Raw genomic sequence first — 23,982 nt, 5'->3', positions numbered from 1 at the left:
GAGATACGACCATGGAAGGTTTCGGCGTTCACACCAGCATGTGGACCATGAACTGGGACCGCGCAGGCGCCGAGAAGGCGATTGCCGGAGCCGTGCACTACAAGATGGATTTCATCGAGATCGCGCTGCTCAACGCGCCTGCCGTCGATGCCAAACACACTCGCGACCTGCTTGAAAAGAACAAGCTGCGCGCCGTCTGCTCGCTCGGCCTGCCGGAGCATGCCTGGGCCTCCATCCGCCCGGATGCGGCGATCGAGCATCTGAAGGTTGCGATCGAAAAGACCGCGGAAATGAGTGCCGAAGCCCTGTCCGGCGTCATCTTCGGTGGCATCGGCGAACGCACCGGCGTGCCGCCGACGCAGGGCGAATACGACAACATCGCCAAGGTGCTCGACGCCGCGGCAAAACACGCCAGGAAGTACGGCATTCAGCTTGGCGTCGAGGCCGTGAACCGCTACGAGAACCACCTGATCAACTCGGCGCAGCAGGCCGTCGACATGGTGGAGCGTGTCGGCGCGGATAACATCTTCGTCCACCTCGACACCTACCACATGAATATCGAAGAGAAGGGCGCAGCCAACGGCATCCTGATCGCCCGCGACCACCTGAAGTACATCCATCTTTCCGAAAGCGACCGCGGCACGCCGGGTTACGGCAACATTCCGTGGGATGCGATCTATGCCGCGCTCGCCGCAATCGGTTTCAAGGGCGGACTTGCCATGGAGAGCTTCATCAACATGCCGCCTGAGGTAGCCTATGGCCTGGCCGTCTGGCGCCCCGTTGCACGCGATATGGAAGAGGTCATGGGCAATGGCCTGCCATTTCTGCGCAACAAGGCGGAACAATACGGGCTGATCTGAGCGGATTGCCGGGTCACTTGAACACTCCGGTGGTGACCCTTACCGTTGTCGTAGGCCCCCTGCCGTTCAAGTGCCGTGGACCCTTGCGCGGCGTCGCAAAGGTCATCTTGTCAGCCTGGTTCTTCCTTCGAAAGACCAGGCTGATCAAGTGGCGAAAGGCGTGCGGCCGCATGCTGGTGACGAGCAGCAGGGCAGCCGCGTCGAAAGAAGCGAAAATAGTTGATTGCTGCTCTCATCTTTAGTACCGACCTATCACCCGGTTAAAGGATGTCACGTGGCCATAGTCCCCCCGATGCAAGATCCGCCTCGAGCGGCCGAAACTTTTGTCGCCGAAAATATAGGCCTTTCGATCGAGGGGAACGCAATTCTCAGCGACGTAAGCCTGACATTTCCGGGCGGAGAAGTCGTGGCCCTGGTCGGCCATAACGGCTCCGGCAAATCCAGCCTTCTCAAAATGCTGGCGCGCCAGCTCGTGCCGAGCGCCGGATCGATCTCTTACGGAAACAGGGATCTGAGGACGTATAGCGAACGCGCCTTCGCTCGTTCGGTCGCCTATCTGCCCCAGGATGTCACGACCGGATCGGACATGACCGTCCGCGAGCTTGTGGGATGCGGTCGCTATCCGTGGCACGGAGCGCTTGGCCGCTTCACCAAGGACGATGAAGGGAAAGTCGAGGAGGCTCTTCAAGCGACGCATATCGAGAAGTTCGCCGATCGTATCGTCGGAACACTGTCGGGCGGTGAGCGGCAACGAGCCTGGATCGCCATGCTGATCGCTCAGGATGCCCGCTGCCTGTTGCTCGATGAACCGACGGCGGCACTCGATGTTGCCCACCAGATTGAGGTGCTCTCACTTGTGCGACGCTTGGCGCATGAGGGCGGAAGGAGCGTCGTCATCGTTCTTCACGACATCAACATGGCCGCGCGTTTCTGCGATCGGATCCACGCATTGAAACGCGGTGGCGTGGTTGCCAGCGGAACACCGAGCGCGATCCTCGCGCCGAAGACGTTGCAGGAGATCTATGGGATCGACATGGATGTGATCTCCGCGCCCACCCTGCCCTACCCGCTCGCCTATGTTTGCTGAGGTTGGGCGTTCAATGGGTGTTTCGCGGCGCTTCCTTCTGCAGTTCGCGGCGGCCTCGGTCATTCCAGCTCCGCTGTTTGCGCAACCGATCGGCCCAAGGGTCGTCAGCCTCGACTACGGTCTTGCGTCCACGCTTTTATCCCTCGGATTGTCTCCGGTCGGGATCTCGGACCTCGCCGATTGGGACAGATGGGTTGTCGAGCCGCGAATGCCAGAATCCGTCGTCGATATTGGCAGTGCGTTCGAGGTCAATTTTGAAATTCTCGTCGCGCTGAAGCCCGATATCATCCTGACCACCCCCTACCTCGATGAGCTCTTGCCCAAGCTGCAGTCGGTGGCGAAAGTCGTTCGGCTGGAAATCTTTGTGCCGGGCATTGGAGCTATTCTTCCCGCTGCCATTGCGGCGACGCGCAAATTGGCCGTTGAGCTTGGTCGTCAGAATGAGGCGGAGCAGTTCCTCGCGCGCTCCGACGCCTTCTTCGAGCGATGCCGCAGCCGCCTGGCGGACAAGAACCTGCCGCCGGTCGCCCTGGTGAATTTCATGGATGCCCGCCATGTCCGCATCTATTCGAGTCCCGGGCTGTTCCACAATGTGCTCGAGCGCATCGGTGTCCGGAACGCCTGGACCAGAGAGTCGAATTATTGGGGTTTTGAAACGATCGGCATTGAAGAGCTCTCCAAGATCACCGATCCAGATGCGCGTCTGATCGCCTTCGACCCCGTTCCTCCGGACGTTCTTCCGAAACTCGCTCAGAGCCCGCTGTGGAACAGGTTGGCCTTTGCGCGTCCCGGCCACCTGTCGATTCTGCCGCCGGCCCTGATGTTTGGCATGGTGAACGAGGCCATGCGCTTCGTGGGCCTTTTGACAGATCTTCTGGAAAAAGAAGCATGATGATATCCCGCCGCGACAATATCGGGCCAGCATTAGTCTTCCTTCTCCTGATTGGCGGTGGAGGCGTGGCATCGTGGTTTCTTGCCGCTCCTGCGCTGTCTGAAATGGCGCTACCGAATTACGATGTCACGCGAATGGTATTGTACTATTCGACGCTTCCCCGCCTTGCGACGGCGCTCATTGTCGGCGCTATGCTTGCCTTGTCTGGTGCGCTGTTTCAGCAGGTTTTGCGAAACCCGCTCGCCGACCCTACCACTCTCGGCGTGTCGGCCGGAGCAAACCTGGCGCTGGTGGTAACATCGCTGTTTCTCCCGGACCTGCTCGGCGCCGGCCGTGATCTTGTCGCTCTGATCGGCAGTGCGACCGCGGCCGTGATCGTCGTCAGCCTTGGCGCGCGCCGCGGTTTTTCGCCTTATTCGCTTGTTCTGTCGGGGCTGGTTCTCAGTCTGTGGTGTGGCGGCCTCTCTGCGATCCTGATCTATCTGAACCAGCGCTACCTCTCGAGCCTGTTCATCTGGGGCGCCGGCTCGCTGGCACAGCAAAGCTGGGTCATTCCCGTGTCGCTTCTTTGGAAGTTGGGCGTCGTCGCCATCGTCTGCACTTTCGTGATCAGACCGCTTTCGCTGCTCGATCTTGGCGAGAGCAGTTCCACGGCACTCGGCGTCCGATTGGTCCGTCTGCGTTTCATTGTCGTCGCCCTTGCTGTCGCGCTTGCTGCATTTGTCACCAGCGCTGTCGGGGTCATTGGTTTCATTGGACTGGTCGCGCCGACGATTGCACGATTGTCCGGAGCACGACGTCCCGCTCAGCTCATCTTCTGGTCTCCCCTGATCGGCGCCGGGCTGCTTCTCTTCGCAGACTCTGTTCTGCAACTGGTCGCAGGCGGGCTTGGTGATTTCTTGCCGACGGGAGCGGTAACGGCCATCTTCGGTTCGCCGCTGCTCCTCGCGCTCCTGCCGCGGCTGAAGATCCGTCATCGATTGCAGCAATCGCCGGCGTTCGGACGGTCACGTCGATGGGATGGAACCGCACCGGTCGTCATCGCTGCTGCCGGCCTGCTTATGCTGTTGATGGTCAGCGTTTTTCTCGGACGTGACGTCAATGGCGGCTGGGCCTTCGCTTCCGGCGAATTCTCGTACGATGTCCTTGCCATCAGGATACCTAAAATCCTCGCCGCTCTGGCATCGGGCGCGATGCTTGCGGTCGCGGGCTCGATCCTTCAGCGGTTGACCGGAAATGAAATGGCAAGTCCCGAAGTTCTCGGGATCAGTGCCGGCGCGACCTTCGGCGTTGCGATTGCCCTCTTTGCCGTCGCTCCCGGATTTTCCGGTCAATTTGCGTTTGCCGTGGCCGGTGCGATCAGTGTGCTTGCCATCATCTTCGCCAGTTCCCGGCGATCGGCCTTCGCTCCCGAGCGGGTCCTGCTTGCGGGCATTGCCTTAAGCGCGATGGTCGATGCCGTCGTCGGCGTGTTGAGCTCGACGGGAGATCCGAGAGCCGTTCTGCTGATGCGGTGGATGAGCGGGTCCACCTACCTCATCGAAGGGTCGACCGCGACAACGGAGGCAGCGCTCGGCGCTGTGCTGATTGCCGTTGCGCTCGCCGCCCGCCGCTGGCTTGACATACTTCCCCTTGGGCCGTCGCCTTCGGCGGCGGTCGGCGTACCATTGGCGAAATCGCGATTTGCGCTTTTTGGCCTCGCAGGATTGTTGACGGCTGCCGCGACGCTGACGGTCGGCCCCTTATCATTTATCGGCCTCATGGGACCTCACCTGGCGCGGGAGGCGGGACTGACACGCGCGCTGCCGCAAATGGTTGGTGCCGCTTTGATCGGCGGGGGGCTTATGGTTGCCGCCGATTTTGTCGGCCGCACGATCGTATCGCCCTATCAGATCCCGGCCGGTCTTGTTTCCGCACTCATCGGAGCACCGTTCCTGATGCTGATGATGCGCAAGCGCGGTGTCGGCTGAGGGTTGCCACAGGAAGGCCCGGCATTAGGTAGCAAAGACCACCAAAAGCGCCTTACGCCTCTGAATCAAAACAGAATTTCAGGCCAGCATTCCCATGAATGCCGCTGACGTTGATTGGGTTATTGACAACGTTGCCACGGAGCCTACATCGGCGGAACGGCAATGCGATTGCGGAGAGTGACGCTTTTCAGAGTAGAGGGTGTGAATACTTCGGACATGTTGCCTCTGGTTGGGCAATTCGATGCACGGCTTGGGCTGCCTAAGCCTCCCTGGTCCCGCGCCCCTTTTCATCGGATGCAGGTGTTCGCGATTCCTGACCCGGCATCTGTTCCGCCTCGTCAAGAATCCATTCGCGAAAGGCGACGACACGGGGATCGGAAGCCGTTTCCTGCGGATACACGAGGAAATAGGCGAGTTCGGACGGAATCGGGATGCCAAGATCGAAAAGCCGGACAAGCCGCCCCTCGGCCAGATCGTTTGCGACAGTGGTGAGGTCCACAAGTGCCACAGCATCCCCGCTGATCGCGGCTTGAAGCATTTCCGATGACGTGGCGAGCGCAACCGTACGACTGTCGTCGAAGGCGTCGATACCGGCAGCCGCCATCCACGTCGACCAGTTCGGCCACGCGACACCCTGTCGCTCCCATTCGATATGGACCAAGGTGTGATCAAGCAGATCAGTCGGCGTTCGAATGGGCCTCTCGGACGCGAGTAGCCGAGGACTGCATACGGGCACGACAACGTCATCAAACAATCGATCAGCGCAAAGGCCGGGATAGTTTCCCGTGCCAAAGCGAATGCCGATATCGATGTCGTCCAGCTCGAAGTCGCGCACCTCGGGGGAGATATCAAAGCGCAGGTCGATTTCCGGCCAAGCGCCACGAAAGCGTTTCAGCCGCTGCATCAGCCATTTGACTGCAAAGTCCGGATCGACGGTGATTTTCAGGTGGCGGGAGCCGCGCTCGCTCCTGCGGGCCTGTGCGACGGCACGCTTCATGAGTTCGAGCGCGTCACCGGATGCGCGGCAAAGGATCAATCCAGCCTCCGTCGTGCGGATCGAGCGATTGGTGCGCTTGAAAAGCGACAGGCCGAGCTGGTCCTCGATTTCCTTGATCTGGTAGCTGACCGCCGCCGGGGTCAGGCCAAGTTCGTCGGCCGCTCGACTGAAGTTCAGATGTCGCCCCGAGGCATCAAGCGCTCTTAGCGCCCGCATTCCAGGAATTATGCTCATTTTTGCTTCAAAGAAAGTTTGAAATTCTGAACGAGAATACTCGTTTCCCTGCTCGCATTCAATATGCGAGTATGCCAATTATTCGAGAAATATCAGGTCGCCGCGATAACGGCAAGGAATATGCCACATGAACTCGACCAAAGTTACCATCAATTTTTTTAATTCAAAAATGCACGATCTGGTGCGTCGATTCAACGATGAAACGCGCCGGCGGCGGACACTGCATTACCTCAAGCGAGACTTGCGTCGTCTTACTGAGCAACGCCTACAGGACATAGGCATCAACCCGCAGAACATTCCTCATCTGACGAAATGTGAATTCGAGTTTTGAAATCAGGCCCCAATGGGCTTCTGGGAAGAAAGCCCCGACATCCGGGCATTCATTTCCACATGCCTGCAATGGGCCGAAAGCAATCGCGGGTCGCACGGATATCCAGCAAAAGGCTCTCGATCTCTCGCCAAAAATAACCATTTAGACCTCCTTCGGTCGACCTCGACGCGAAGTCCAGATAAGAACCTGGATCATGTTCAGGATGATACAAATACAGCTCTGATCTCCCGCGGCCTTTTCGTCCGCCGATCTGCTGTGCCTGCCGTCGACCTCTGGAGTCTGAACATGACCCTCATCGCCACCGCTGCCATTGCCCATCGCTCCCGCGCCGAGGTGTCGACCGTCAGTGTGTTGGTCGGGGGCTTGGAAATACGCCCAGCCGCCTTCCGGATGGCGGAGTGGTTGAGCCGTGGCGAACCCCGACGACACGCCCAAGGGCCAGCATTTCCTGCTCTCGCCAGAGTGCCGAACGCTGACGGTGCTCGATCTCGCCAAGATGCGGGATGCGACTGCCTACAGCTGGTTTAAGCGCCTGCGCTGGCACCAGACGGAGGGCAAGCCTTACTGCCCCCGGTCATGAGGCAGACACCAGCAGGATACCGGTGCGATGTTCGGCTTCTTCCGACGATAGGGCGCTGGCAGCACCGATAGCGAATAGCTTCTATGGTCAAAGACGGTAAGGGCGGCCGTTCATCGAAAGTTGAGCATTCACCATGGCGTTCGGTATAGATGCCTTGGAACACTGGCTACAGCGCAGCGATCCTTATAACTTCGACGTTCAGATTGCGGACGCCGCCTTGATCGGACAAGGCGGCGTCCGTCACCTTTACCAGGAATACTTCAGCGTGCCGACGACCTTGCGCCGATCGCCGTAGAACTCAGTTCCGTAGTAGCTGCTGGCGATATATTTGCGATCGAACAGGTTCGTCGCGTTGACGGCAAGCGTCACGTCCTCGGTCACCTTGTAGCTGACCGCGGCATCAAACAGCGTGTAGGCGGCAACCGACACGGTATTTGCATCGTCCCCATAGGACTGGCCGATATAACGCACACCGCCGCCGAGCGTCAGGTCGCCGCGCTTTCCGTCTCCGGGCATCGTGTAGTCGAGCCAGGCGGATGCCAAGTGCCGCGGCACGCGTGAAGGCCGGTTACCGATGTTGCCGCCGGTGCCGTCCTCGCGGATTTCGGCGTCCCAATAGGAATAAGCAAGCGTGAGATTAAGCCTGTCGTTGATTGCGGCTTTGCCTTCGAGTTCGATGCCGCGCACACCCACCTTGCCGATCTGCTCCTGAACCAGAGGGGTGACATAGCTCGGCACATTCGTTTGGGTAAGATCAAACAGCGCCAAGGTGAAGAGGCCATCAAACCCATCAGGGCGATATTTGAGGCCAATCTCGTATTGTTCACCTTCCTGTGGCTTCAGCGAGCCCGTCACGGTGTATCCGTTTGCGGTCTGCGCGACGAGCGGCTGGAAGCTTTCCGAATAGTTCGCATAGGCTGCGAGATTCGGCGTAAATTTATACGTCAGCCCGGCACGCTTGGTGAAGGCTGACGCCGTGTCGTCGTCGCTTGTCCCGCTGTCGAGGTAATCCGCAGTCGTGTGGACATGGTCCCATCGTCCGCCCAGGGTAACGATCCATCGGTCGTCGAAGGTCAGCTGCTCCTGTGCGTAGATCCCGACCGCCTGCTGCTTGACGCGCCAGTTCACGTACGGGCCGAGATTGATGCAGGAGAGACCGCAATAGACGGGGTCGTTGATATCGATCGGTCCGGCCGTCCCGAACAGGATGTTCTCGCGCGTATTGTCGTTGGTGTAATCGACGCCGACCAGCGTCTTGCTGTCGATCCCGTTCCATGTCGCATCATATTGCAGCTGATTGTCGATGGCATAACGGTTGGACATGCCGTCGACCGAGAACGCCGTTCGATCGGCGGTCGGATCCAGTGATGCGCCATAGACTTCGGCATAGTCGAGCTCGAGATGCGTATAGCGGGCATTCGAGCGAAAGGTCAGATTTTCATTGATCTCGTGTTCGAACTGATAGCCGATGTCGGCCTGCTCCGTATTGAAGCGATTGAAGTCCGGCTCGCCGAGGAAGGTGTCGATATCGATATCGGCGTCCGTGGGAAATCCGCGCGCGCCCGTTCCATCGCGTTTGTAATAGTCGGTCAGGATGGTGAGCCAGGTCCCCTCTTCCGGTTTGATCGTCAGGGCCGGTGCAACGTAGGTGCGGTCGTCGTTCGAATGATCCCAGCCCTGATCACCGTCCTTGACAAGTGCGGTAAGCCGGTAGCTCCACACGCCGTCGGGATCGATCGGCCCGCCGAAATCCGCGCCTACTTCCTTGGTGCCATCACCATAGGAGGTGTAAACTTCGCCATGCTTCTCATCCAAGGGCCGCTTGGTGATCGCATTGACCAGCCCTCCCGGACCGTTGAGACCGAAGAGGGTCGAAGTCGATCCCTTCAGGATCTCGACGCGCTGAAGACCATAGGGTTCAAGGCGGCTGGCCGTGAACCACGCGGGAATACGCGCCGCCAGACCATCCCGATAGGTGCCGAGCGCCGTCTGATCAAAGCCGCGAATTCTTATATAATCGTACCGGTCGTCGTTGCCGAACTCATCCGAAAAGACGCCGGCAGTATAAGCGACCGCCTGCTGAAGATTGTCCACATGACGCTCTTCCAACTCCTTTTGCGTCACCACCGATACGGAGGCCGGGACATCGATGACCGGAGTGTCTGTTTTGGTGCCGGTGGCGGTATTCTTGGCGACGATGGTGCGATCCGGGCCAACCACACGATCCGACTTGCCCGTTATGACGATCGGGGCCAATTGCGTCGCCTCTTCGGCCGAATTGTCCTGTGCCCAGCCGATGCCTGCCGATCCGAACGACACCGTTATCAACGCGCTGCTCGCAACCAATCGGCTTGTGAACATGCGCAACTTTCCCTGTAGTCCCACTGTCATACTATCCCCTGTCAGACCAATATCGGGCAGTGTGACGGCCGCCCCTCCGGCCACTGCTAAGGTTGCGTTTACTCAAACAGGAGAATTGGAGTCAACTTAATAATCACGGTTTGTGACCATCTTTGCACCCAGTCGAACCTTGAGGTTTTGGAGCAACACGGGCCGCGCGCCCGGCAGTCTCGATCGGGCTTGGGGGCGGGCAACGAAGCGGCAACAGACCCGCACAAGCTTCAATTGGAAGGATCGGCAATGGGATGGTTTGAGATGGACCATTCCGATCTAAACCGCTTCCGAAAGATGCAAGCTAGCCTGATGATCAATACAAGCTTCGAGGAGTCCTGTGCGCGGGTTCGTCGTATAATCGTCGACACCGCGTTTCGGTGCGGACAGTCGGCGCACATCGGCGGTAGCCTGAGCATGGTAGAGCTGTTGAATACGCTCTTCGGCGACGTGCTTTCGCATCGCCCCCATGAACCTCAATGGGACGGTCGCGACATCTTCATTCTTAGCAAGGGGCATGCAGTGCTGGGCTATCTGGCGGTGCTGCATCACTTCGGCTATTTCGACGCCGAAAAGCTTGCGACCTTTCAGACAAACGGCAGCGATCTGATCGCTCACCCGGTAAAGAAGGTTGCGCTCGGCATCGAAAGCTCCAATGGCAGCTTGGGCCAGGGCCTTGCCTATGGCATGGGCATCGCCCTTGGTATGCGCAAGCGCAAACAAGACCGTCGTGTTTATGTGCTTCTCGGCGACGGCGAATGCAATGAAGGGTCCGTTTGGGAGAGCGCCGCTTCCGCTTCGGAAATGGGCGTCGGCAACCTTACCGCGATCATTGATGAGAACGGGTTCCGCAACGACGGGCCGAATGCCACCTATAGCAATAGAATTGCATTGACGAACATCTGGAAAGCTTTCGGCTGGAACGTCATCAATGTCGATGGCCACGATCACCATCAGATCCTGTCGGCACTCCAGCAGGCAAAGCAGGTCGCGGATATACCGACCGCCATCGTCGCCCGTACCGTGAAAGGCAAGGGATTGTCATTCATGGAGAATAACAACGATTGGCATCACAATCGCATCACGGGAACTGTCTATGAAGAGTGCCTGAAGGCGCTCGGCGAGAGCACTGGGTCGGAGCTGGAAACGGAAGGAGAATTCCGTGGTTGAGTTGTCGAGCCGTAATGCACGCACATGGTCGCGCATCGGGCCGCGGGCTGTTTATGGCCAGGCGCTGACAGCGCTCGCGACCGAAAACGAGAACATTATCGCGATGAGCGCCGATCTTGGGCGGTCTTCCGGTCTAGACCGATTCTCCAAGGAATATCCGGACCAATTCCTTAATACCGGTATTGCCGAGCAGAACATGGTGGGCTGCGCTGCCGGTCTCGCTCGCATGGGGTTCGACGTGTTCGCCTCGACGTTTGCGCCCTTTGCTTCAATGCGGGCAAGCGAACAGGTGCGCATGAACATGGGTTATATGGGCGAGCCGGTGAAGCTCGTCGCACTTGGTAGCGGTCTGGCGATGGCTTATCTCGGCAACTCCCATTTCGGCCTGGAGGATGTCGCGGTCATGCGTACTGTGCCGGGCCTGACGATCATATCGCCGGCCGACTGCTCGGAAATTTACAAGACGTTGGAGGCTTGTGTCGGCTTCGACCAACCGGTCTATATCCGCCTGACCGGCACGCCCAATGCACCGGTCGTCTATACGGAAGACTACACGTTCGAAATCGGCAAGGCCGTTTGGCTGACGCCGCCACGCGAGGTGATGCTGATCTCGAGCGGCACCACGGTCGGGCATTGCCTTCTGGCCGCTGAAAAGCTGAGTGAAGCCGGTCTGGAAGTCGGCGTCCTCAACATGCATACGATCAAGCCGCTGGATGCGGTCGCACTGGCTGACGTCGCTCGCCATGCCAGCACGGTTTTCGTCATCGAGGAGCACACGACGGTTGGCGGTCTCGGCAGCGCAATCCTTGATCACTACAATGCTTCGGGCATGCCGTTTCCGCGCATCGTGACGCACGGCATTCCGGATCGCTTCGTCGAGACTGGTGACTATGCCTTCATGCTGAAGGCTGCGCGCTTGGATGGCGAGGGTATCGCCGGTTTCCTGCAGGAAAAGTTGTTGCAATAGGAAATCGAAGCATGAGTCTGGATCATTGGTACATCTACGGGGCGGGCGGCCTCGGCATTGAAACCATGGACATACTGCAATCGGCAATCCGCCGAGGCCTGCAGCAACCGCACCATTGTGCATTCATCGTCGATCATCCGACGGCGACTGAGGTGCTTGGGTTTCCGGTCGTCGCCGTGGGGGATCACGTTCCCGGCGCCAAAGTAACGATCGCAGTCGGGGAACCTTTTGCCCGGAAAGCTCTGCTCGAGAAGGTGGAAGGGTTGGGCCTCGTGCTTCAATCGATCTTCTCCCCCGATGCCTTCATTTCTGAGTATGCGGAGATTGCCGACGGCGTGATCGTCGCGCCGCATGTCTCCATTCAGGCGACGGCAAAGATCGGTCGAAACGTTGCCGTCAATACAGCTTCGATCCTTGGCCACGACATTGTAGTAGAAGAAAACTGCGTCGTCTCATCCATGGTCAATCTGGGCGGCGGCACGCAAGTCGGGACGTTGAGTTATCTGGGCATGGGCGCACTCGTCAAGGAACGCGTGCAAATCGGACACTCGTCGATCGTCGGCATGGGATCGGTCGTGCATATCGACATTCCGGATGAAGTCATTGCGCTGGGCAATCCCGCGCGCGTCGTTCGCAGGAACGAAGACAAAAAAGTGTTCAAGTAGGAGCAAGACATGAGCAACAAAGAAAAATACGATGCCGCTTTCATCGAAACGTTCGGTATTGGCGCCGAGGATTTGAGCGACGGCCTCCAGTATCAGAGCATCCGCGCTTGGGACTCGGTCGGTCACATGGCGCTTATCGCATCTCTTGAGGATACGTTCGACATCATGCTTGATATGGACGACGTGGTCGATTTCGGCTCGTACAAGACCGGCCTGAAGACGCTCGAGAAATACGGCGTGTCGTTCTGAATGTTCTGGCAAAGCCTCTCGGATGGCGCCGATGACAGGACGTTCCTGATCGCCGATGGACGCCGCTACTGCTACAACGACGTTTTCGGACTCGGAGATGCGCTATTCTCCAAGGCCGACAGGGCGATCGTACTGATTCTGTGCGATCGGTCGCCCGAAACCGTTGCGGCCTATCTGGGAGCCTTGCGGAAAGGCCTCGTGCCCATGCTGGTCGACGGTGAACTGACCCGTCACTCGCTGGAACGCACCGTTGGAGCCTATAGCCCCCGTTACATCGTCGCTCCCGCAGAGATGGCGCTGGAAGACTATGCGCCAAACGGGCGATTGGGCACAAAGGCTCTGTTCGAGCGGTCGTCGGTCGTAAACACGACGCTGCATCAAGATCTTGCCTTGCTCATCCCCACCTCGGGTTCGACAGGCGACCCTAAATGCGTGCGACTGACGGCCAACAATATCGATGCCTGCACGCGTTCGATCGTCGAATATCTCGGCATGACCGGAGAACGCATTACGGTCAGCCTTCTGCCATTTCATTACTCCTACGGGCTTTCCGTTCTTCACAATACGATCTTCGCGCGCGCCTGCATGGTGTTGACTGATAAGTCCATCCTCGACAGGAGCATTTGGCAAATGATCGAAGAGGAGAGGGTTACCGACCTTGCCGGCGTGCCCTTCACATTCGAAACATTGCGGCGCATTCGCCTGAGCGAGGCCTGCCTTGGCAATCTCGTCTGCGTGACGCAGGCCGGCGGGCGCCTGGCACCGGAACTGACTCGCCATTTCTGGCAGTATTTCGCCGATCATGGCGTGCGCTATTTTACCATGTATGGCCAGACCGAGGCTGCGCCGCGCATTTCCTATGTCCCCCCCGGCCAGGCGATCGAGAAGCTGGGAAGCGTCGGCATTCCGCTGCCCGGCGGTCGAGCTTTGATCGCGGAAACGGGCGAGCCGATCGGCGAAGGTGAACTGCTCTATGTCGGCCAGAACGTGTCGATGGGGTATGCGACCTCCGCGCAAGACCTTGAAAAGGGCGACGAATTCCACGGTAAACTTTATACCGGAGACTATGCCAAAATCGATGAGGACGGGTTCATCACAATCGTGGGCCGTAAGAAGCGTTTCATCAAACTGCACGGAATTTCAGTCAATCTCGATCATGCGGAGTCCGTGCTGAAGTCCGGCGGACTTGATTGCATCGTCATCGGTGCCGAAAACCGGCTGATGGTCTGCATCAGGGAGCCGGATGCGGAGCGAGCGCAGATGGCGTTGAAGGATAACTTCAATTTCCACCCGTCTGTTGCAAGGGTGGTTGTCTCCGAAACCCTACCGCTCACCTCCGCCGGAAAGCCGGACTACGTTACGCTGTCCGAGCGTTTCCTGTAGACCTCTGCGAAATCAAAGGCGGCAGAGCCGTATCTGTCCTGCAGCAGGTTATCGGCAATATCAGAGCTTCGCCAGCATGGCTTGCAAGTCGACGATCCGGGCCCTCAACTGCGGATAAGCGTTCTGCCAGTAGCCGTAATGCTCGAGCAGACGGCGCATGGAGGCCGGCAGATCCTCTCTTGTCATATAGCCCTTTTCGAAGGCCATCTTCATCACTTCCTCATAGTAAAGAATGCCGTTGATGAAGAGCGGATTGATCTCGTGATTTGAGGTCGAATTGGCATGCTGGCGGAAATAGGAAAGCGGATGCGGATGTCCGATGATCGGGCCACGTTTGGCGAGATCGATCCATGCCGATAGATCAAGGATGCCGCGGAAGATCCCATCCTCATCGACCCGAAACAGGCGGAATGCGCCGTTCTCGTCGAAGCAATCTTCCTTTCGGAACATCACGCTCGAGAACTCACCAATCAGGTTCATGTGATTGACAGCTGTCACACGGATGAAGGCGCCGCCGTCGATGACCTTTGCCTGGTCGGCGATGCCGAAGTGATTGACCAGCGACGTGATGCGGTTTTTCCCATCGATCAGGTAACGCGGCGAAAAGGCGAGCCTCGTGCCGAGATGGCGGCTCTCCTCCAGTGTCTCGAGCAGGAACTGAACGCAGAATGGGTTGATAATGTCATCATCGAACAGAAACTTGATGTATTCGCCGTTCGCAAGATTGGCCAGCCGGATGACATTGGAAAACTCGCTCGGCTTCGGATTTCGGCTATAGGAGAGATGCTGCTGATATCGCTCGCAGATATTTGCGATTGCATCCGTTGGGCAATCGTCTGAAACGATAATCTCCGTATCGCCATAGCTTTGCCCGATGGCACTCTTCAAGGCTTGCTCAAAGAAATCCGGCTTGTAGGCGGGGATGCAGATCGATACTCGGGGCATTGCTGGTCCTTTTTGCGGTTGTCTCACCCGTGAGCGGTTGGAAGTGGCATGACGCTGGCGCGGCGCGCGCAGTTCCCCAGCACGAGATTCAATGTCGGATGAAGTCGATGCCTGGCGACTGTCGATGGGGCGGCACGGCCGGTGCCCTGATTTCCGGCAGTCGTTGTCTGCTCAAAACGCTTGTTGTCGAAGAGCAGCTCGCTGCGGCATTTTCCACGGGCGCCTCATTGACGACGATACGGCGACCACTCGAAGCGTGTGAGATCATCAGGCGGACTGCACTTTCGGAAGCGGTTTCTGCGCGGAAACGGCCCATCTCAAACCATCTCGCCGCCGATTTTTCCAATTTAACCTTGTGCGAGTCTTTTGCCCTCTTGCTCACCGTCCGGCACCCCGCGCGCAAGCCACGAGAAAGCTAACCCCCCTAGTCTGCGGAGACAATCAAGGCCCGGTTTCCGCCTTGTGGCATATATCGTGATATGGAGCAGTGAAATGACGGCGAACGAACTACCCATTGTTCCAGTAACGAAGCCGCTCCTTCCCGATCTCGCAACGGTCAACCGTACCCTCGCCGACATCTGGGCTACCGCCTGGCTGACCAACATGGGTGCTCAGCACCGTGAACTGGAATCACGGCTTGCCCACTTTCTCGACGTTCCATTCGTCAGCCTGTTCAATAACGGCACCGTCGCCCTGCAGATCGCGCTGAAAAGCCTCGACCTGCCTGCCGGCGGCGAGGTCATCGTCACGCCCTTCACCTTTCCGGCGAGTGTACACGTCATCGATGCCTGCGGACTGACGCCGGTATTTTGCGATATCGATCCCGTCACGCTGACCATCGACCCGGTTCGGATCGAAAACCTTATCACGGACCGCACCTGCGCCATCCTCGGCGTTCATGTCTACGGCATTGCATGCAACGTGAAGGCCATTGATGCGCTCGCGGCAAAGCACGGCATCAAAGTCATCTACGACGCTGCTCACGCCTTTGCCACGCGTGTCGATGGGAAGCCGATCAGCCTCTTCGGCGACATCACGATGCACAGCTTTCACGCAACGAAGCTTTTTCATACCGTCGAAGGCGGTGCGCTGATTTCACCGCATGCGGAACTTCAGCGTACCATCTACCTTCAGCGGAATTTTGGCATTGCCAACGAAGAAACAATCCTGCTCGCCGGCCTCAACGGCAAAATGAACGAACTGCAAGCGGGCGTCGGCCTTGCCGTACTCGACATGGTGAAGGATGAATGGGAACGTCGCCGGTCATTGCTCGAGCAATACCGCACGTTGATCTCCGCCATGCGCGGCGTCACCATCCTCGAGCCACAGGCCGGTGTCACGCCGAGCTATCAATATCTGCCGGTACGCATCGATCCCGATCAATCCGGCTTCACACGCGACATCCTCTACAGCAGGTTCCGCGAAAAGAACGTGCTCGCGCGCAAATATTTCTACCCGCTTTGCAGCGATGCCCCGCACTACCGGAACCTGCCTTCCGCGCAGGCCTCCAACCTGCCGGTGGCGACCCAGGCGGCGAAGGAGGTCCTTTGCCTGCCGTTCTTCGGCGCGCTGACCGCCAGCGATCTGGCACGGATATTCAATGTCATGATCGCCACCTACGAGGATTATCACTCGGCGTCGCTGCCCACGGCCGACCTTGCCACGGCAGCCATGGGACGAAGAGGCTGAAACGCCATGGCCATGGACGACCAATTCGCCAATGATCCTGTTGTGTTCCTGAACGAAATCAATTCGTTGACCGAGCACCACAAGGCATATTGCGATCTTTACGGTCATTATGTGCACACGATGTTCGGCGACCGCGCGGCGACGTCGCTCGCCGAAACACCCTATCTGCCAGTCCGGGCCTTCAAGAACTTCGACCTCAAAAGCGTCCCCGATAGTGAGGTCGTCAAAATCATGACCTCGTCCGGCACGACCGGACAGGTTTCAAGGATCTATCTCGACAAGGAAACGTCACAGGCACAATCGCGCAAGCTCGTCGAGGTCTTCTCGATCGCCTTCTCGAAAAGCCGCTTCCCGATGCTTGTCATCGATGCGGAGAACACTGTTGCCGACCGCCGAAAATTTTCCGCGCGCACGGCGGCGATCAATGGTTTCAGCATGTTCTCAAGAGGACGCGATTTCGCGCTCGACGACGAACTTTCCGTCGACATCGATCGCGTGCAGGCCTTCGCCGAAAGCAATCGCGACAACCGCATCTTCATCTTCGGTTTCACTTCTATCGTCTGGTTGAACTTTGTTCAGATGCTGCGCCGCCAGAATGTGCGGCTCAACCTGTCAAACAGTTTCCTGCTGCACGGCGGCGGATGGAAGAAACTCGCCGATCAGAAGATCTCGGATGCGATGTTCAAGGACGAGGTCCGCGAATGGACCGGCTGTAGCGACATACGGAATTATTACGGCATGGTCGAGCAAACGGGTACGATCTTCATGGAGTGCGAACACGGCAATATGCATGCCGCACCCGGCTCCGATGCCCTCATTCGCGATACTTCGTCGCTCGATGCGCTCCCGCACGGCCGGGAAGGCCTTATCCAGGTCTTCTCCTCCATCCAGAAGAGCTATCCGGGCCACTCGTTGCTGACGGAGGATGTCGGCTTCACGCTCGACGGCGCATCCTGCTCCTGCGGCAATCGAAACACGATCGTCAAAATCAACGGCCGACTGCAGAAGGCGGAAATTCGAGGATGCAGCGATGCCTATAATTCGTGACGACAGGTTCGAAGCGGGCGACTGGCTGAAGCAATTCGATCTTTCGTCACGCCACGCTTTCTTCGATGAGCGGGTTGTCGATTTTCTGCATGAGCTTTCCCGTCGTCTGATGAAGGACAACGATGCCCGGCATTATCCGGACCTCGTTACCTTCGCCTATTTCTGCCGCAAGGCGAATCTGCGGACACTCTCGCAGCAATATCGAGATGCAGAATATCGCAGTGGATGGGGTACTGTGGCCCATATCGCGCCATCCAATATTCCCGTCAATTTCGCCTTCTCGTTGGTCTTCGGCATGCTGTCCGGCAATTCGAACATTGTGCGCATGCCGAGCAAGGCGTTTCCACAGAACGATATCTTCTTGCGGGCATTCGACGGCGCTGCAGAGTCGGAAACATTCCGATCGATCGCAGTTGGCAATGTATTCATCCAGACGGCGCGGGGAAGTGCCAAGCTCAAGGAGATCGTTGCAGCGGTTGATGGCCTGACAGTTTGGGGAGGCGACGCGACCGTCGCCGAATTCCGCTCGCTGCCGAAGAAGCCTCGATCCGTCGAGCTTTATTTTCCGGACCGGACATCATCGGCCGCGATCGACGCCAGCGCCTATTCCGCGCTTGAGACGGAACAGAAGACGAAACTGGCGCGAGATTTCTTCAACGACACCTATCTGGTCGACCAGAATGCCTGCTCCTCGCCAAGTCAGATCTTCTGGCTTGGGGAACCGGCCGCGATCGCCAAAGCCAAGGTCGATTTCTGGCATCATCTCGACGAAGAGCTGCATCGCCAGGACTTTCGTCTGGATACGGTCGCACGACTGGACAAGTTTCTCGACCTGATGAATGCAATACGCACGACCGGGGGAACCCTGGCGCTCAACCGCTATTCGCCGGATATCTGGTGCATCGGCCAATCCTTGCCGAAGGAAACGCGGCTGCGCTTCGGCCAGTTTGCAGAAATTGACGTCCAGGCGCCTTCCGACATCGCAGCGTTTCTTCGCCCGCAGGAACAGACACTGACCTATTTCGGACTGCAACCGCAGGCGCTCTTCCTCGCTCTCCAGTCGGGTTCTGCCAATCACGCGATCGACCGCATCGTCCCTATCGGCAAGGCGCTCGATATCAACCCCTTCTGGGATGGCAAGGACATTCTGTCGCTTCTATCCCGGCGCATCGAAATAGTGGAAGGGCGCGAGAATGCAGCAATATCCGCAACGGCTTTAGCGAGTTTCCAGACCTGAGCGGTTCAGCTCGCGATTCAATGCAGCCCCCTGTCCAGCCGCAGGATCTGTCCGGTCATCTTTGATGATGCATCGGACACCAGATAGGCGACAAGTTCGGCCACGTCGGCCGCTTCGACCACTTCCTGCAATGCCGATCGCTCATCCAACGCTGTTCTTGCTTTCTCGTCCATCTGAAGAGCCATATCGGTTTCGACCACCGCGGGCGCAATGGCGTTGACGCGAATCCCGAATGGCCCCAGCTCGGTCGCCATCACCTTTGTGGCGTGGATCAGCGCAGCTTTGCTGCCCCCATAAGCGAGCGTTCCCGCGTCTGAAAGCAGTCCGGCGGTCGATGCGATATTGACGATGGAGCCCGCCTTCGCGCGTACCATTCTCTTCGCCACATATTGAGAAAACAGAATCTGGTTGAAGTAATTGACGTCGAATATCCGTTTCAGATCCTGGATCGAAGCCATCGAAAACAGCCCGCCCGCAGCGACACCAGCGCAATTCACCAGCGCATCGATGCGCTGGTATTGCCGGTGAAGTGCCTGGGCACATTCCTTCACCGAATTCGGGTCGGCGAGATCGAGCTGGAAGAAGCGGACATCGCCTTCATCCCCCGTCGGAAGTGCGGGAGACGGATGGCGGCTGCAGGCAGCGACTGAAAAACCGTCCCCGACCAGCTTGCGAACAACGGCGAGACCTATACCTCTGCTGCCGCCTGTTACGACCGCAACGCGTTCAGGATCGTTCGGCATCTGCAAGCCCTCCGCAATTGGTGATCACCGGTTCCAGGAGATCATAGTCGATATCGTCCATGACGGTCCGGTTCGGGAAAAGCGGAACCGGTTTGCCGGTGAGTGCCCTGGAAACGGCCGGCGTCGAAAAATAGAGGACCACCGCTTGCTCTGTGAAATGATCGACCAGATCCGGTGCGCCACTTCGCAGCGCCTTGAGCAAGACATTGACGTCCTCCGGCCATGCGGCCTCCGTCTCCTTCAGAATCAATGCATCAATCTCGGCCAGACCGGCAAACCGCTCTTCCAAGCGCGCGGCCGCAATTGCATCGAATGCCGGGACCGACCTTTCTGGTTCACCGGGAAACATCCTTGCCAGCAGTTTATAGAATGGTCTGTCTGACACGTTCATCGATACGATCCGAAAGGAGAAGGGCAACTGCCTGAATGGTATTGGCAGGATTAACGCAGGAACCGGTGACGAAGACGCTGGAGTCGATCACGTAGAGGTTGTCGGTATCGTGAACTTTTCCGGATGGATCGACGACGGAGTGCTGCGGATCGTCGCCCATCCGCGCGGTTCCGAGCAGATGCCATCCGGTGTTGCGGACCGGGCCATAGGCCGAGCTTCTCACGGCTCCCGCCGCCGCCATGAGTTCGCGCCCGCGGGTCATGCCGCGCACCATCATCTTTTTCGTATTTTCGTGCAGCTTGTAGTGAACCTTGATGCCCGGATCTCCGAAACGATCCTGTCGTGTTTCGTCCAGCTCGATCCTATTCTCCACCTCCGGCAGATCTTCGCAGATGATCGCCACAACGAGTTGCTTGCCGTAGAGCGCATCGAAATCGCCATAGATATCGCTCCCGAAACGCAGCTTGCGTTTGCCGAGCGCAGACATCGCCGTCTCGACAGGGCCTGTCCCCCGCAATGCATGCATCATATAACCAAGCTTATGCCCCGCCTCTTGCGAACGGTAAAACTGCAGGCTGTAAAGCATGCACCCCTGCGGGCCGGCGTCCGTGTCCATCCGCTCGGCAAAGATGCCTTCCACATAACCAAGCGGATGGATCATCAGATTGCGGCCGACGAGACCCATCGTATTGCCGATCCCTGTCGGGCGCTCGGCATTCCTCGAGTTGAGGAGAATGCGCGGCGTACCGATAGCGCTTGAAGCAAGGATGATGTTGTCGGCGTGAAACGCATGGCGCTCGCCGTTCGCATCAAAACCCTCGACACCATAGGCCACACCGTCCTTGACAAGGACGCGCGACACAGCGAATTCGGGAACAATCGTTAGTCCTTGCCTCAACGCATCCGTCAGATAGGTATTGTCGGCACTCGCCTTGGCCCCTTGCGGGCAGCCCGTGTTGCAAGGGCCAAGGTTGAGACAGGCACTGCGCCCGCCCTTGTCCCGCGTGGCGATTGCGGCAAAGCTTGGCCACCAGTGCCAGCGTTTTTCATTGAACGCCCGAGCGAGCCGGGCACCCGCCACGCCAAGCGGCACAGGCGGAAGCGCCTCCTCGATGTGCGGATAATAGGGATCGCCGACGAGACCGGACATGCCCATCTGCCGTTCGTTCAATGCGAAATACGGCATCAGTTCGGCATAGCTCAGCGGCCAGTCCTCACCGAGGCCCTCATTGGTCTTCAACGAGAAATCAGGCTCAAGAAACCGTGGAAAATGACCGGAATACAACACCGTTGAACCACCAACAGCGTTGAAGTTGCATACCGCAATCGGGGAATCTGCGTCATCAACCGGGTAATCGAAACGGTTCTGCCGTTCTGCAATTGCTGGGTTGAACTCCGCCCTCTTTCGGATCTCCCAGTCCGGGCCTGTGGATGGGTAACTGGAGGGCTCCATCCGCGGGCCGCGGTCAAGGCACAGCACCCGATATCCCTTCGACGTCAACCGCCAGGCCGCTGCCGCTCCCGCGGCCCCGGCTCCGACAATGATGAAGTGGAAACGGTCCATTACTTCGGAAGAAACTGCTCTAGGATTTCCGGTATCGTAATCAACATATCGGCCTCGCAAGCGATCGTGCCGTTGGTATAGCCCGTCGCGTGACCCTTACATATGCCGCGTCGCCAGCTGTCCACGTAAGCTTCGATCTGCAGGCACTCTCCCGGCAGAACTTCCTTGCGAAACCGCACCGTGTGCTGAAGCGCATGAGTGACCATCCCCTTCAGCCCTTCCTGCGTGGTGATCGCGACGGTGAGCATCTGCGCCATCGCCTCAAGCTGCAGCGCGCCGGGCATGTTCGGACGGCCGGGAAAGTGGATGGGAAAATACCACTCGTTGTTGGAGAGGTTCTTGTAGCCCTTTGCATATTTACCTGGCTCGACATCGGTGACGCAGTCGATCATCAGGAAAGGATATCGATTTGGCTGATAATCCTTCAGCGCTTCCGCGTTCAACATGAATCCCAATGTTCTTACTCCTGTCTGACAGCTAAATTCAGCATATGCGGCAGCACGATCCTGGATAAGCAATGTTCATGGATCTGACTCGCGAAGTGAAGGCGTACTGCGACCTAGCAAGCCAACCCTGCCGCAGGCTTGCGCAGAAACCCCGCCCAACTTGCGCTGCAAAGGCGCCTATAGGCTGGTTTCACCAGCCAGTGTGGCTCTCATTGAGAACGAGAACAACGGCTTATCAAAGCAAACGAACTCATGCTTCCGGAGTGCCGTCAGCTATACCGAAAATGCGATAACCGTCGATGTCATGGATTGCAATGGTGCGCCTACCAGCGCATCGGCCCGAAAATCGGAATCGATTTTCGGGCCGATGCGAGGATTGAAAGTGTTAAGGCGTCTTAGGCAGCTCGCGAAAGCTGGCTGAGGGTAAAGACAGAATGCTCGCCGGCGTTCGAGAAGCGGGGAATTTCACTCGCCCTTTCGCTTTCGCAGGACATAGCTGCTCTCGTACTCCGGCAATTGACCCAAAACATCATAATTTTCGAAAAGGCCCGCTGCACCTATTCTATCTACGGCGGGTCCTACTTCTGGTGAATGGGCAAAATCGCCATAGTCGTCGAAGACGATATACCCACCAGGTACGACAAATCGCTCATAAAGAAGGAAATCTGCCCATACATTCTCGCTGGCATGACCGCCATCGATATGCAAAATCTTGAACCGTTTGGTGGCCTGAAGCGTGCGCTCGATGGCATTTTGCGAGTAGCCTCTTACCAAAATGCAGGTTCTATAAAGAACATTGCGAAAATAATCGACTTCTTGAAGTTGTCCTGGCAATTCGAATGGATCGATTCCAACGAGTTTTGTCGAAGGCGACGAAAGCCTTTGCATAAAGGCGAGAGACTTGCCTTTCCAGACGCCGATCTCAACGATGTCTCCCTCGAGTGAGGCCACGTCGATACTGAGAAATCCCAAAAGCTTCACGTAGGAATGAAAGGACAATTCTGTTCGGGACATGTACTTGACTGGCATCGCGGCATAAGCTGCGGCAAAATCTGTCTCCAGCTTATCCCATTCGTTGTCGACGCGTGCCCGCACTGCAGGGTCCGTCATCAGCGTTATTAGACTATCCATTACCCAGTCCCCTGCCAGATTTTTACCATTTCTTCGATGTGTTATTGCTCTGATTCTGTCAATATGGAGTGCCCCCACCAACTCCCGAGGGGAGGCCATTTCGCCGATGAAGCCTTTGCAGAGAGCGTTATCTGTCGGCCAAATCCTGGACGGCGAACGCAATGCTCACCGCGCGATTGACGGCCGCCGCAAGAACCGACATATGGGTCTCGCCGGCATACAGCTCGAATTCGGTACGCAATCCGTCGGCGGTGCCGTTTAATCGCTCCGCCATCTCCCGCGCCAGGAGGACGGTCCGCTCGATCTTCCTCTTCTCCAGACGTGTCGCGGCATCCTCGTTCCGGTACTGGAAGGGTGCCAGCTCATCGCCTTCGTGTTCTCCGGCGGACAAATGCAGGAAGGATGCCTTTCCCGGTATGACTTGGCGGTTCGCCTCATTCTTGAGAATTTCACTGTTCTCCCAATAGATGGTTGGGCTGGCGGCAATCCAATTGGCAAACAGACTTGGACGCTCGAACAGGCCATAGAGAGTAAAGAGGCCGCCGAAGGAATGTCCGAAAAGCGATCGGCGCATGGGATCCAGGATCACCATCTCTGCAATCCGCGGTATAAGCTCGTGCTCGATGAAATCGAGCAGCTTGCCGGTCCCTCCGATGACAACCGGCGGACCGCCCTCAACGAAGGGCGGATAGGATTTGACCGGCGGAGGCCCTAGATCCCAAGACCGGCGGAGTGGATCATAGGGCGCGTCGCAGGGGTAGCCGATCGCCGCGATCACCCCCCAGCCGACATTCGTTCCCGTGGGATAAGGTGCCTGCGTGACCAAGCTGGCGACCGCGAAGGGGAAAGTGGCGTTGCCGTCGGTCAACACGAGAAGCGGCCATCCTTCCGCTGGTGGTCTCTCTGCCGGAATGGACAGGAATATGCGATAGGGCTCGCCGCCCGCGACAGGAGCCAGATCGAAAAAATACGTTCCGGGCATTGAATAGACGCTGGAAGGAATGGTCATGAGA

At 57.9% G+C, this 23,982-nt stretch carries 23 protein-coding genes and 1 pseudogene; 14 read left to right on the top strand and 10 right to left on the bottom strand.

Annotated features, from left to right (window positions below; translation table 11 throughout):
• Positions 1-11: 11 nt before the first annotated feature.
• From EEQ99_RS18335 to fhuB, 4 genes are all read left to right on the top strand, one after another.
• The gene (locus tag EEQ99_RS18335; protein WP_047613837.1) at positions 12-860 is read left to right on the top strand and encodes a sugar phosphate isomerase/epimerase family protein; all 849 of its coding nucleotides are present in this window, start codon (positions 12-14) and stop codon (positions 858-860) included.
• A gap of 292 nt (positions 861-1,152) precedes the next feature.
• The gene (locus EEQ99_RS18330) at positions 1,153-1,947 is read left to right on the top strand and encodes an ABC transporter ATP-binding protein (protein WP_127430886.1); all 795 of its coding nucleotides are present in this window, start codon (positions 1,153-1,155) and stop codon (positions 1,945-1,947) included.
• A gap of 13 nt (positions 1,948-1,960) precedes the next feature.
• On the top strand, positions 1,961-2,839 hold the full coding sequence (locus tag EEQ99_RS18325; protein WP_127430877.1) for an iron-siderophore ABC transporter substrate-binding protein: 879 nt from the start codon (positions 1,961-1,963) through the stop codon (positions 2,837-2,839).
• A complete protein-coding gene (gene fhuB, locus EEQ99_RS18320) occupies positions 2,839-4,809 on the top strand; it encodes a Fe(3+)-hydroxamate ABC transporter permease FhuB (RefSeq protein ID WP_127430885.1) in 1,971 nt (656 codons plus the stop codon). The genes EEQ99_RS18325 and fhuB overlap by 1 nt, the downstream gene beginning before the upstream one ends.
• Positions 4,810-5,068: 259 nt before the next feature.
• On the opposite strand, the gene gcvA is transcribed toward fhuB, so the two are convergent.
• Positions 5,069-6,040, bottom strand: coding sequence for a transcriptional regulator GcvA (gcvA, locus tag EEQ99_RS18315; RefSeq protein WP_127430884.1), 972 nt, complete (start codon positions 6,038-6,040; stop codon positions 5,069-5,071).
• A gap of 127 nt (positions 6,041-6,167) precedes the next feature.
• Here gcvA and EEQ99_RS18310 point away from each other — a divergent pair, with 127 nt between their 5' ends.
• Positions 6,168-6,371, top strand: coding sequence for a hypothetical protein (locus EEQ99_RS18310; protein WP_127430876.1), 204 nt, complete (start codon positions 6,168-6,170; stop codon positions 6,369-6,371).
• Between the two features lie 409 nt (positions 6,372-6,780).
• Positions 6,781-6,951 (top strand): hypothetical protein, encoded by a 171-nt coding sequence (locus tag EEQ99_RS34650; RefSeq protein WP_164735943.1) that lies wholly within the window; start codon positions 6,781-6,783, stop codon positions 6,949-6,951.
• A gap of 246 nt (positions 6,952-7,197) precedes the next feature.
• Here EEQ99_RS34650 and EEQ99_RS18305 read toward each other — a convergent pair whose 3' ends face one another.
• Positions 7,198-9,342 carry a TonB-dependent siderophore receptor gene (locus EEQ99_RS18305; protein WP_127430875.1) on the bottom strand — a complete coding sequence of 715 codons (2,145 nt, stop codon included), beginning with the start codon at positions 9,340-9,342 and terminating at the stop codon, positions 7,198-7,200.
• A gap of 264 nt (positions 9,343-9,606) precedes the next feature.
• Here EEQ99_RS18305 and EEQ99_RS18300 point away from each other — a divergent pair, with 264 nt between their 5' ends.
• Genes EEQ99_RS18300 through EEQ99_RS18280 form a run of 5 tightly spaced genes read left to right on the top strand, consistent with a single transcriptional unit; the run spans position 9,607 to position 13,776 of the window.
• Positions 9,607-10,512 carry a transketolase gene (locus EEQ99_RS18300; protein ID WP_244604821.1) on the top strand — a complete coding sequence of 302 codons (906 nt, stop codon included), beginning with the start codon at positions 9,607-9,609 and terminating at the stop codon, positions 10,510-10,512.
• Positions 10,505-11,479, top strand: coding sequence for a transketolase family protein (locus EEQ99_RS18295; protein WP_127430874.1), 975 nt, complete (start codon positions 10,505-10,507; stop codon positions 11,477-11,479). Before EEQ99_RS18300 ends, EEQ99_RS18295 begins: the two co-directional genes overlap by 8 nt.
• A gap of 11 nt (positions 11,480-11,490) precedes the next feature.
• The gene (locus EEQ99_RS18290; RefSeq protein ID WP_127430873.1) at positions 11,491-12,144 is read left to right on the top strand and encodes an LbetaH domain-containing protein; all 654 of its coding nucleotides are present in this window, start codon (positions 11,491-11,493) and stop codon (positions 12,142-12,144) included.
• 9 nt (positions 12,145-12,153) lie between these two features.
• Positions 12,154-12,393, top strand: a complete 240-nt coding sequence (locus EEQ99_RS18285; RefSeq protein WP_007637453.1) for a hypothetical protein — start codon at positions 12,154-12,156, stop codon at positions 12,391-12,393.
• Positions 12,394-13,776: an AMP-binding protein gene (locus tag EEQ99_RS18280; protein WP_127430872.1), complete on the top strand. Its 1,383-nt coding sequence runs from the start codon at positions 12,394-12,396 to the stop codon at positions 13,774-13,776.
• A gap of 60 nt (positions 13,777-13,836) precedes the next feature.
• Here EEQ99_RS18280 and EEQ99_RS18275 read toward each other — a convergent pair whose 3' ends face one another.
• The gene (locus EEQ99_RS18275) at positions 13,837-14,721 is read right to left on the bottom strand and encodes a glycosyltransferase family 2 protein (RefSeq protein ID WP_028758662.1); all 885 of its coding nucleotides are present in this window, start codon (positions 14,719-14,721) and stop codon (positions 13,837-13,839) included.
• Between the two features lie 492 nt (positions 14,722-15,213).
• On the opposite strand from EEQ99_RS18275, the gene EEQ99_RS18270 reads away from it, so the two are divergent.
• The 3 genes from EEQ99_RS18270 to EEQ99_RS18260 are packed head-to-tail and all read left to right on the top strand — an operon-like array spanning position 15,214 to position 18,694.
• A complete protein-coding gene (locus EEQ99_RS18270) occupies positions 15,214-16,410 on the top strand; it encodes a DegT/DnrJ/EryC1/StrS family aminotransferase (RefSeq protein ID WP_127430871.1) in 1,197 nt (398 codons plus the stop codon).
• Between the two features lie 6 nt (positions 16,411-16,416).
• Positions 16,417-17,457, top strand: a complete 1,041-nt coding sequence (locus tag EEQ99_RS18265; RefSeq protein WP_127430870.1) for a LuxE/PaaK family acyltransferase — start codon at positions 16,417-16,419, stop codon at positions 17,455-17,457.
• Complete coding sequence (locus tag EEQ99_RS18260; protein WP_063474003.1) at positions 17,441-18,694, top strand: acyl-CoA reductase; 1,254 nt, start codon at positions 17,441-17,443, stop codon at positions 18,692-18,694. The genes EEQ99_RS18265 and EEQ99_RS18260 overlap by 17 nt, the downstream gene beginning before the upstream one ends.
• Positions 18,695-18,711: 17 nt before the next feature.
• On the opposite strand, the gene EEQ99_RS18255 is transcribed toward EEQ99_RS18260, so the two are convergent.
• The 7 genes and pseudogenes from EEQ99_RS18255 to EEQ99_RS18230 all read right to left on the bottom strand — a co-directional run bounded on the left by EEQ99_RS18255 (position 18,712) and on the right by EEQ99_RS18230 (position 23,978).
• Complete coding sequence (locus EEQ99_RS18255) at positions 18,712-19,437, bottom strand: SDR family NAD(P)-dependent oxidoreductase (protein ID WP_063474004.1); 726 nt, start codon at positions 19,435-19,437, stop codon at positions 18,712-18,714.
• Positions 19,421-19,726 (bottom strand): hypothetical protein, encoded by a 306-nt coding sequence (locus tag EEQ99_RS18250; RefSeq protein WP_244604820.1) that lies wholly within the window; start codon positions 19,724-19,726, stop codon positions 19,421-19,423. Before EEQ99_RS18250 ends, EEQ99_RS18255 begins: the two co-directional genes overlap by 17 nt.
• A gap of 73 nt (positions 19,727-19,799) precedes the next feature.
• Positions 19,800-21,068, bottom strand: coding sequence for a GMC oxidoreductase (locus EEQ99_RS18245; protein WP_244604824.1), 1,269 nt, complete (start codon positions 21,066-21,068; stop codon positions 19,800-19,802).
• A 198-nt stretch (positions 21,069-21,266) separates the two neighbouring features.
• Positions 21,267-21,392, bottom strand: a pseudogene (locus tag EEQ99_RS35390) (FAD-dependent oxidoreductase); the annotation flags it as partial.
• Positions 21,392-21,838 carry a 3-hydroxyacyl-ACP dehydratase FabZ gene (gene fabZ / locus EEQ99_RS18240; protein WP_174824469.1) on the bottom strand — a complete coding sequence of 149 codons (447 nt, stop codon included), beginning with the start codon at positions 21,836-21,838 and terminating at the stop codon, positions 21,392-21,394. The gene fabZ and the pseudogene EEQ99_RS35390, both read right to left, overlap by 1 nt.
• Before the next feature lie 465 nt (positions 21,839-22,303).
• Positions 22,304-22,969: a class I SAM-dependent methyltransferase gene (locus EEQ99_RS18235; RefSeq protein ID WP_063474007.1), complete on the bottom strand. Its 666-nt coding sequence runs from the start codon at positions 22,967-22,969 to the stop codon at positions 22,304-22,306.
• Between the two features lie 127 nt (positions 22,970-23,096).
• Positions 23,097-23,978 carry an alpha/beta hydrolase gene (locus EEQ99_RS18230; RefSeq protein ID WP_063474008.1) on the bottom strand — a complete coding sequence of 294 codons (882 nt, stop codon included), beginning with the start codon at positions 23,976-23,978 and terminating at the stop codon, positions 23,097-23,099.
• Positions 23,979-23,982: the final 4 nt, after the last annotated feature.

The sequence above is a fragment of the Rhizobium anhuiense genome (genome assembly GCF_003985145.1).
Classification (GTDB): Bacteria; Pseudomonadota; Alphaproteobacteria; order Rhizobiales; family Rhizobiaceae; genus Rhizobium; species Rhizobium anhuiense.
The sequence above is the reverse complement of the archived record's forward strand: the minus strand, read 5'-3'. Positions and strand labels throughout refer to the sequence as shown.

What these genes read in the sequence shown, in the direction of transcription:
- EEQ99_RS18335 (WP_047613837.1), top strand. Translation starts at nt 12, where the DNA reads ATGGAAGGTTTCGGCGTTCACACCAGCATGTGGACCATGAACTGGGAC.
- EEQ99_RS18330 (WP_127430886.1), top strand. Translation starts at nt 1,153, where the DNA reads ATGCAAGATCCGCCTCGAGCGGCCGAAACTTTTGTCGCCGAAAATATA.
- EEQ99_RS18325 (WP_127430877.1), top strand. Translation starts at nt 1,961, where the DNA reads ATGGGTGTTTCGCGGCGCTTCCTTCTGCAGTTCGCGGCGGCCTCGGTC.
- fhuB (WP_127430885.1), top strand. Translation starts at nt 2,839, where the DNA reads ATGATATCCCGCCGCGACAATATCGGGCCAGCATTAGTCTTCCTTCTC.
- gcvA (WP_127430884.1), bottom strand. Translation starts at nt 6,040, where the DNA reads ATGAGCATAATTCCTGGAATGCGGGCGCTAAGAGCGCTTGATGCCTCG.
- EEQ99_RS18310 (WP_127430876.1), top strand. Translation starts at nt 6,168, where the DNA reads ATGAACTCGACCAAAGTTACCATCAATTTTTTTAATTCAAAAATGCAC.
- EEQ99_RS18305 (WP_127430875.1), bottom strand. Translation starts at nt 9,342, where the DNA reads ATGACAGTGGGACTACAGGGAAAGTTGCGCATGTTCACAAGCCGATTG.
- EEQ99_RS18300 (WP_244604821.1), top strand. Translation starts at nt 9,607, where the DNA reads ATGGACCATTCCGATCTAAACCGCTTCCGAAAGATGCAAGCTAGCCTG.
- EEQ99_RS18290 (WP_127430873.1), top strand. Translation starts at nt 11,491, where the DNA reads ATGAGTCTGGATCATTGGTACATCTACGGGGCGGGCGGCCTCGGCATT.
- EEQ99_RS18285 (WP_007637453.1), top strand. Translation starts at nt 12,154, where the DNA reads ATGAGCAACAAAGAAAAATACGATGCCGCTTTCATCGAAACGTTCGGT.
- EEQ99_RS18280 (WP_127430872.1), top strand. Translation starts at nt 12,394, where the DNA reads ATGTTCTGGCAAAGCCTCTCGGATGGCGCCGATGACAGGACGTTCCTG.
- EEQ99_RS18275 (WP_028758662.1), bottom strand. Translation starts at nt 14,721, where the DNA reads ATGCCCCGAGTATCGATCTGCATCCCCGCCTACAAGCCGGATTTCTTT.
- EEQ99_RS18270 (WP_127430871.1), top strand. Translation starts at nt 15,214, where the DNA reads ATGACGGCGAACGAACTACCCATTGTTCCAGTAACGAAGCCGCTCCTT.
- EEQ99_RS18265 (WP_127430870.1), top strand. Translation starts at nt 16,417, where the DNA reads ATGGCCATGGACGACCAATTCGCCAATGATCCTGTTGTGTTCCTGAAC.
- EEQ99_RS18260 (WP_063474003.1), top strand. Translation starts at nt 17,441, where the DNA reads ATGCCTATAATTCGTGACGACAGGTTCGAAGCGGGCGACTGGCTGAAG.
- EEQ99_RS18255 (WP_063474004.1), bottom strand. Translation starts at nt 19,437, where the DNA reads ATGCCGAACGATCCTGAACGCGTTGCGGTCGTAACAGGCGGCAGCAGA.
- fabZ (WP_174824469.1), bottom strand. Translation starts at nt 21,838, where the DNA reads ATGTTGAACGCGGAAGCGCTGAAGGATTATCAGCCAAATCGATATCCT.
- EEQ99_RS18235 (WP_063474007.1), bottom strand. Translation starts at nt 22,969, where the DNA reads ATGGATAGTCTAATAACGCTGATGACGGACCCTGCAGTGCGGGCACGC.
- EEQ99_RS18230 (WP_063474008.1), bottom strand. Translation starts at nt 23,978, where the DNA reads ATGACCATTCCTTCCAGCGTCTATTCAATGCCCGGAACGTATTTTTTC.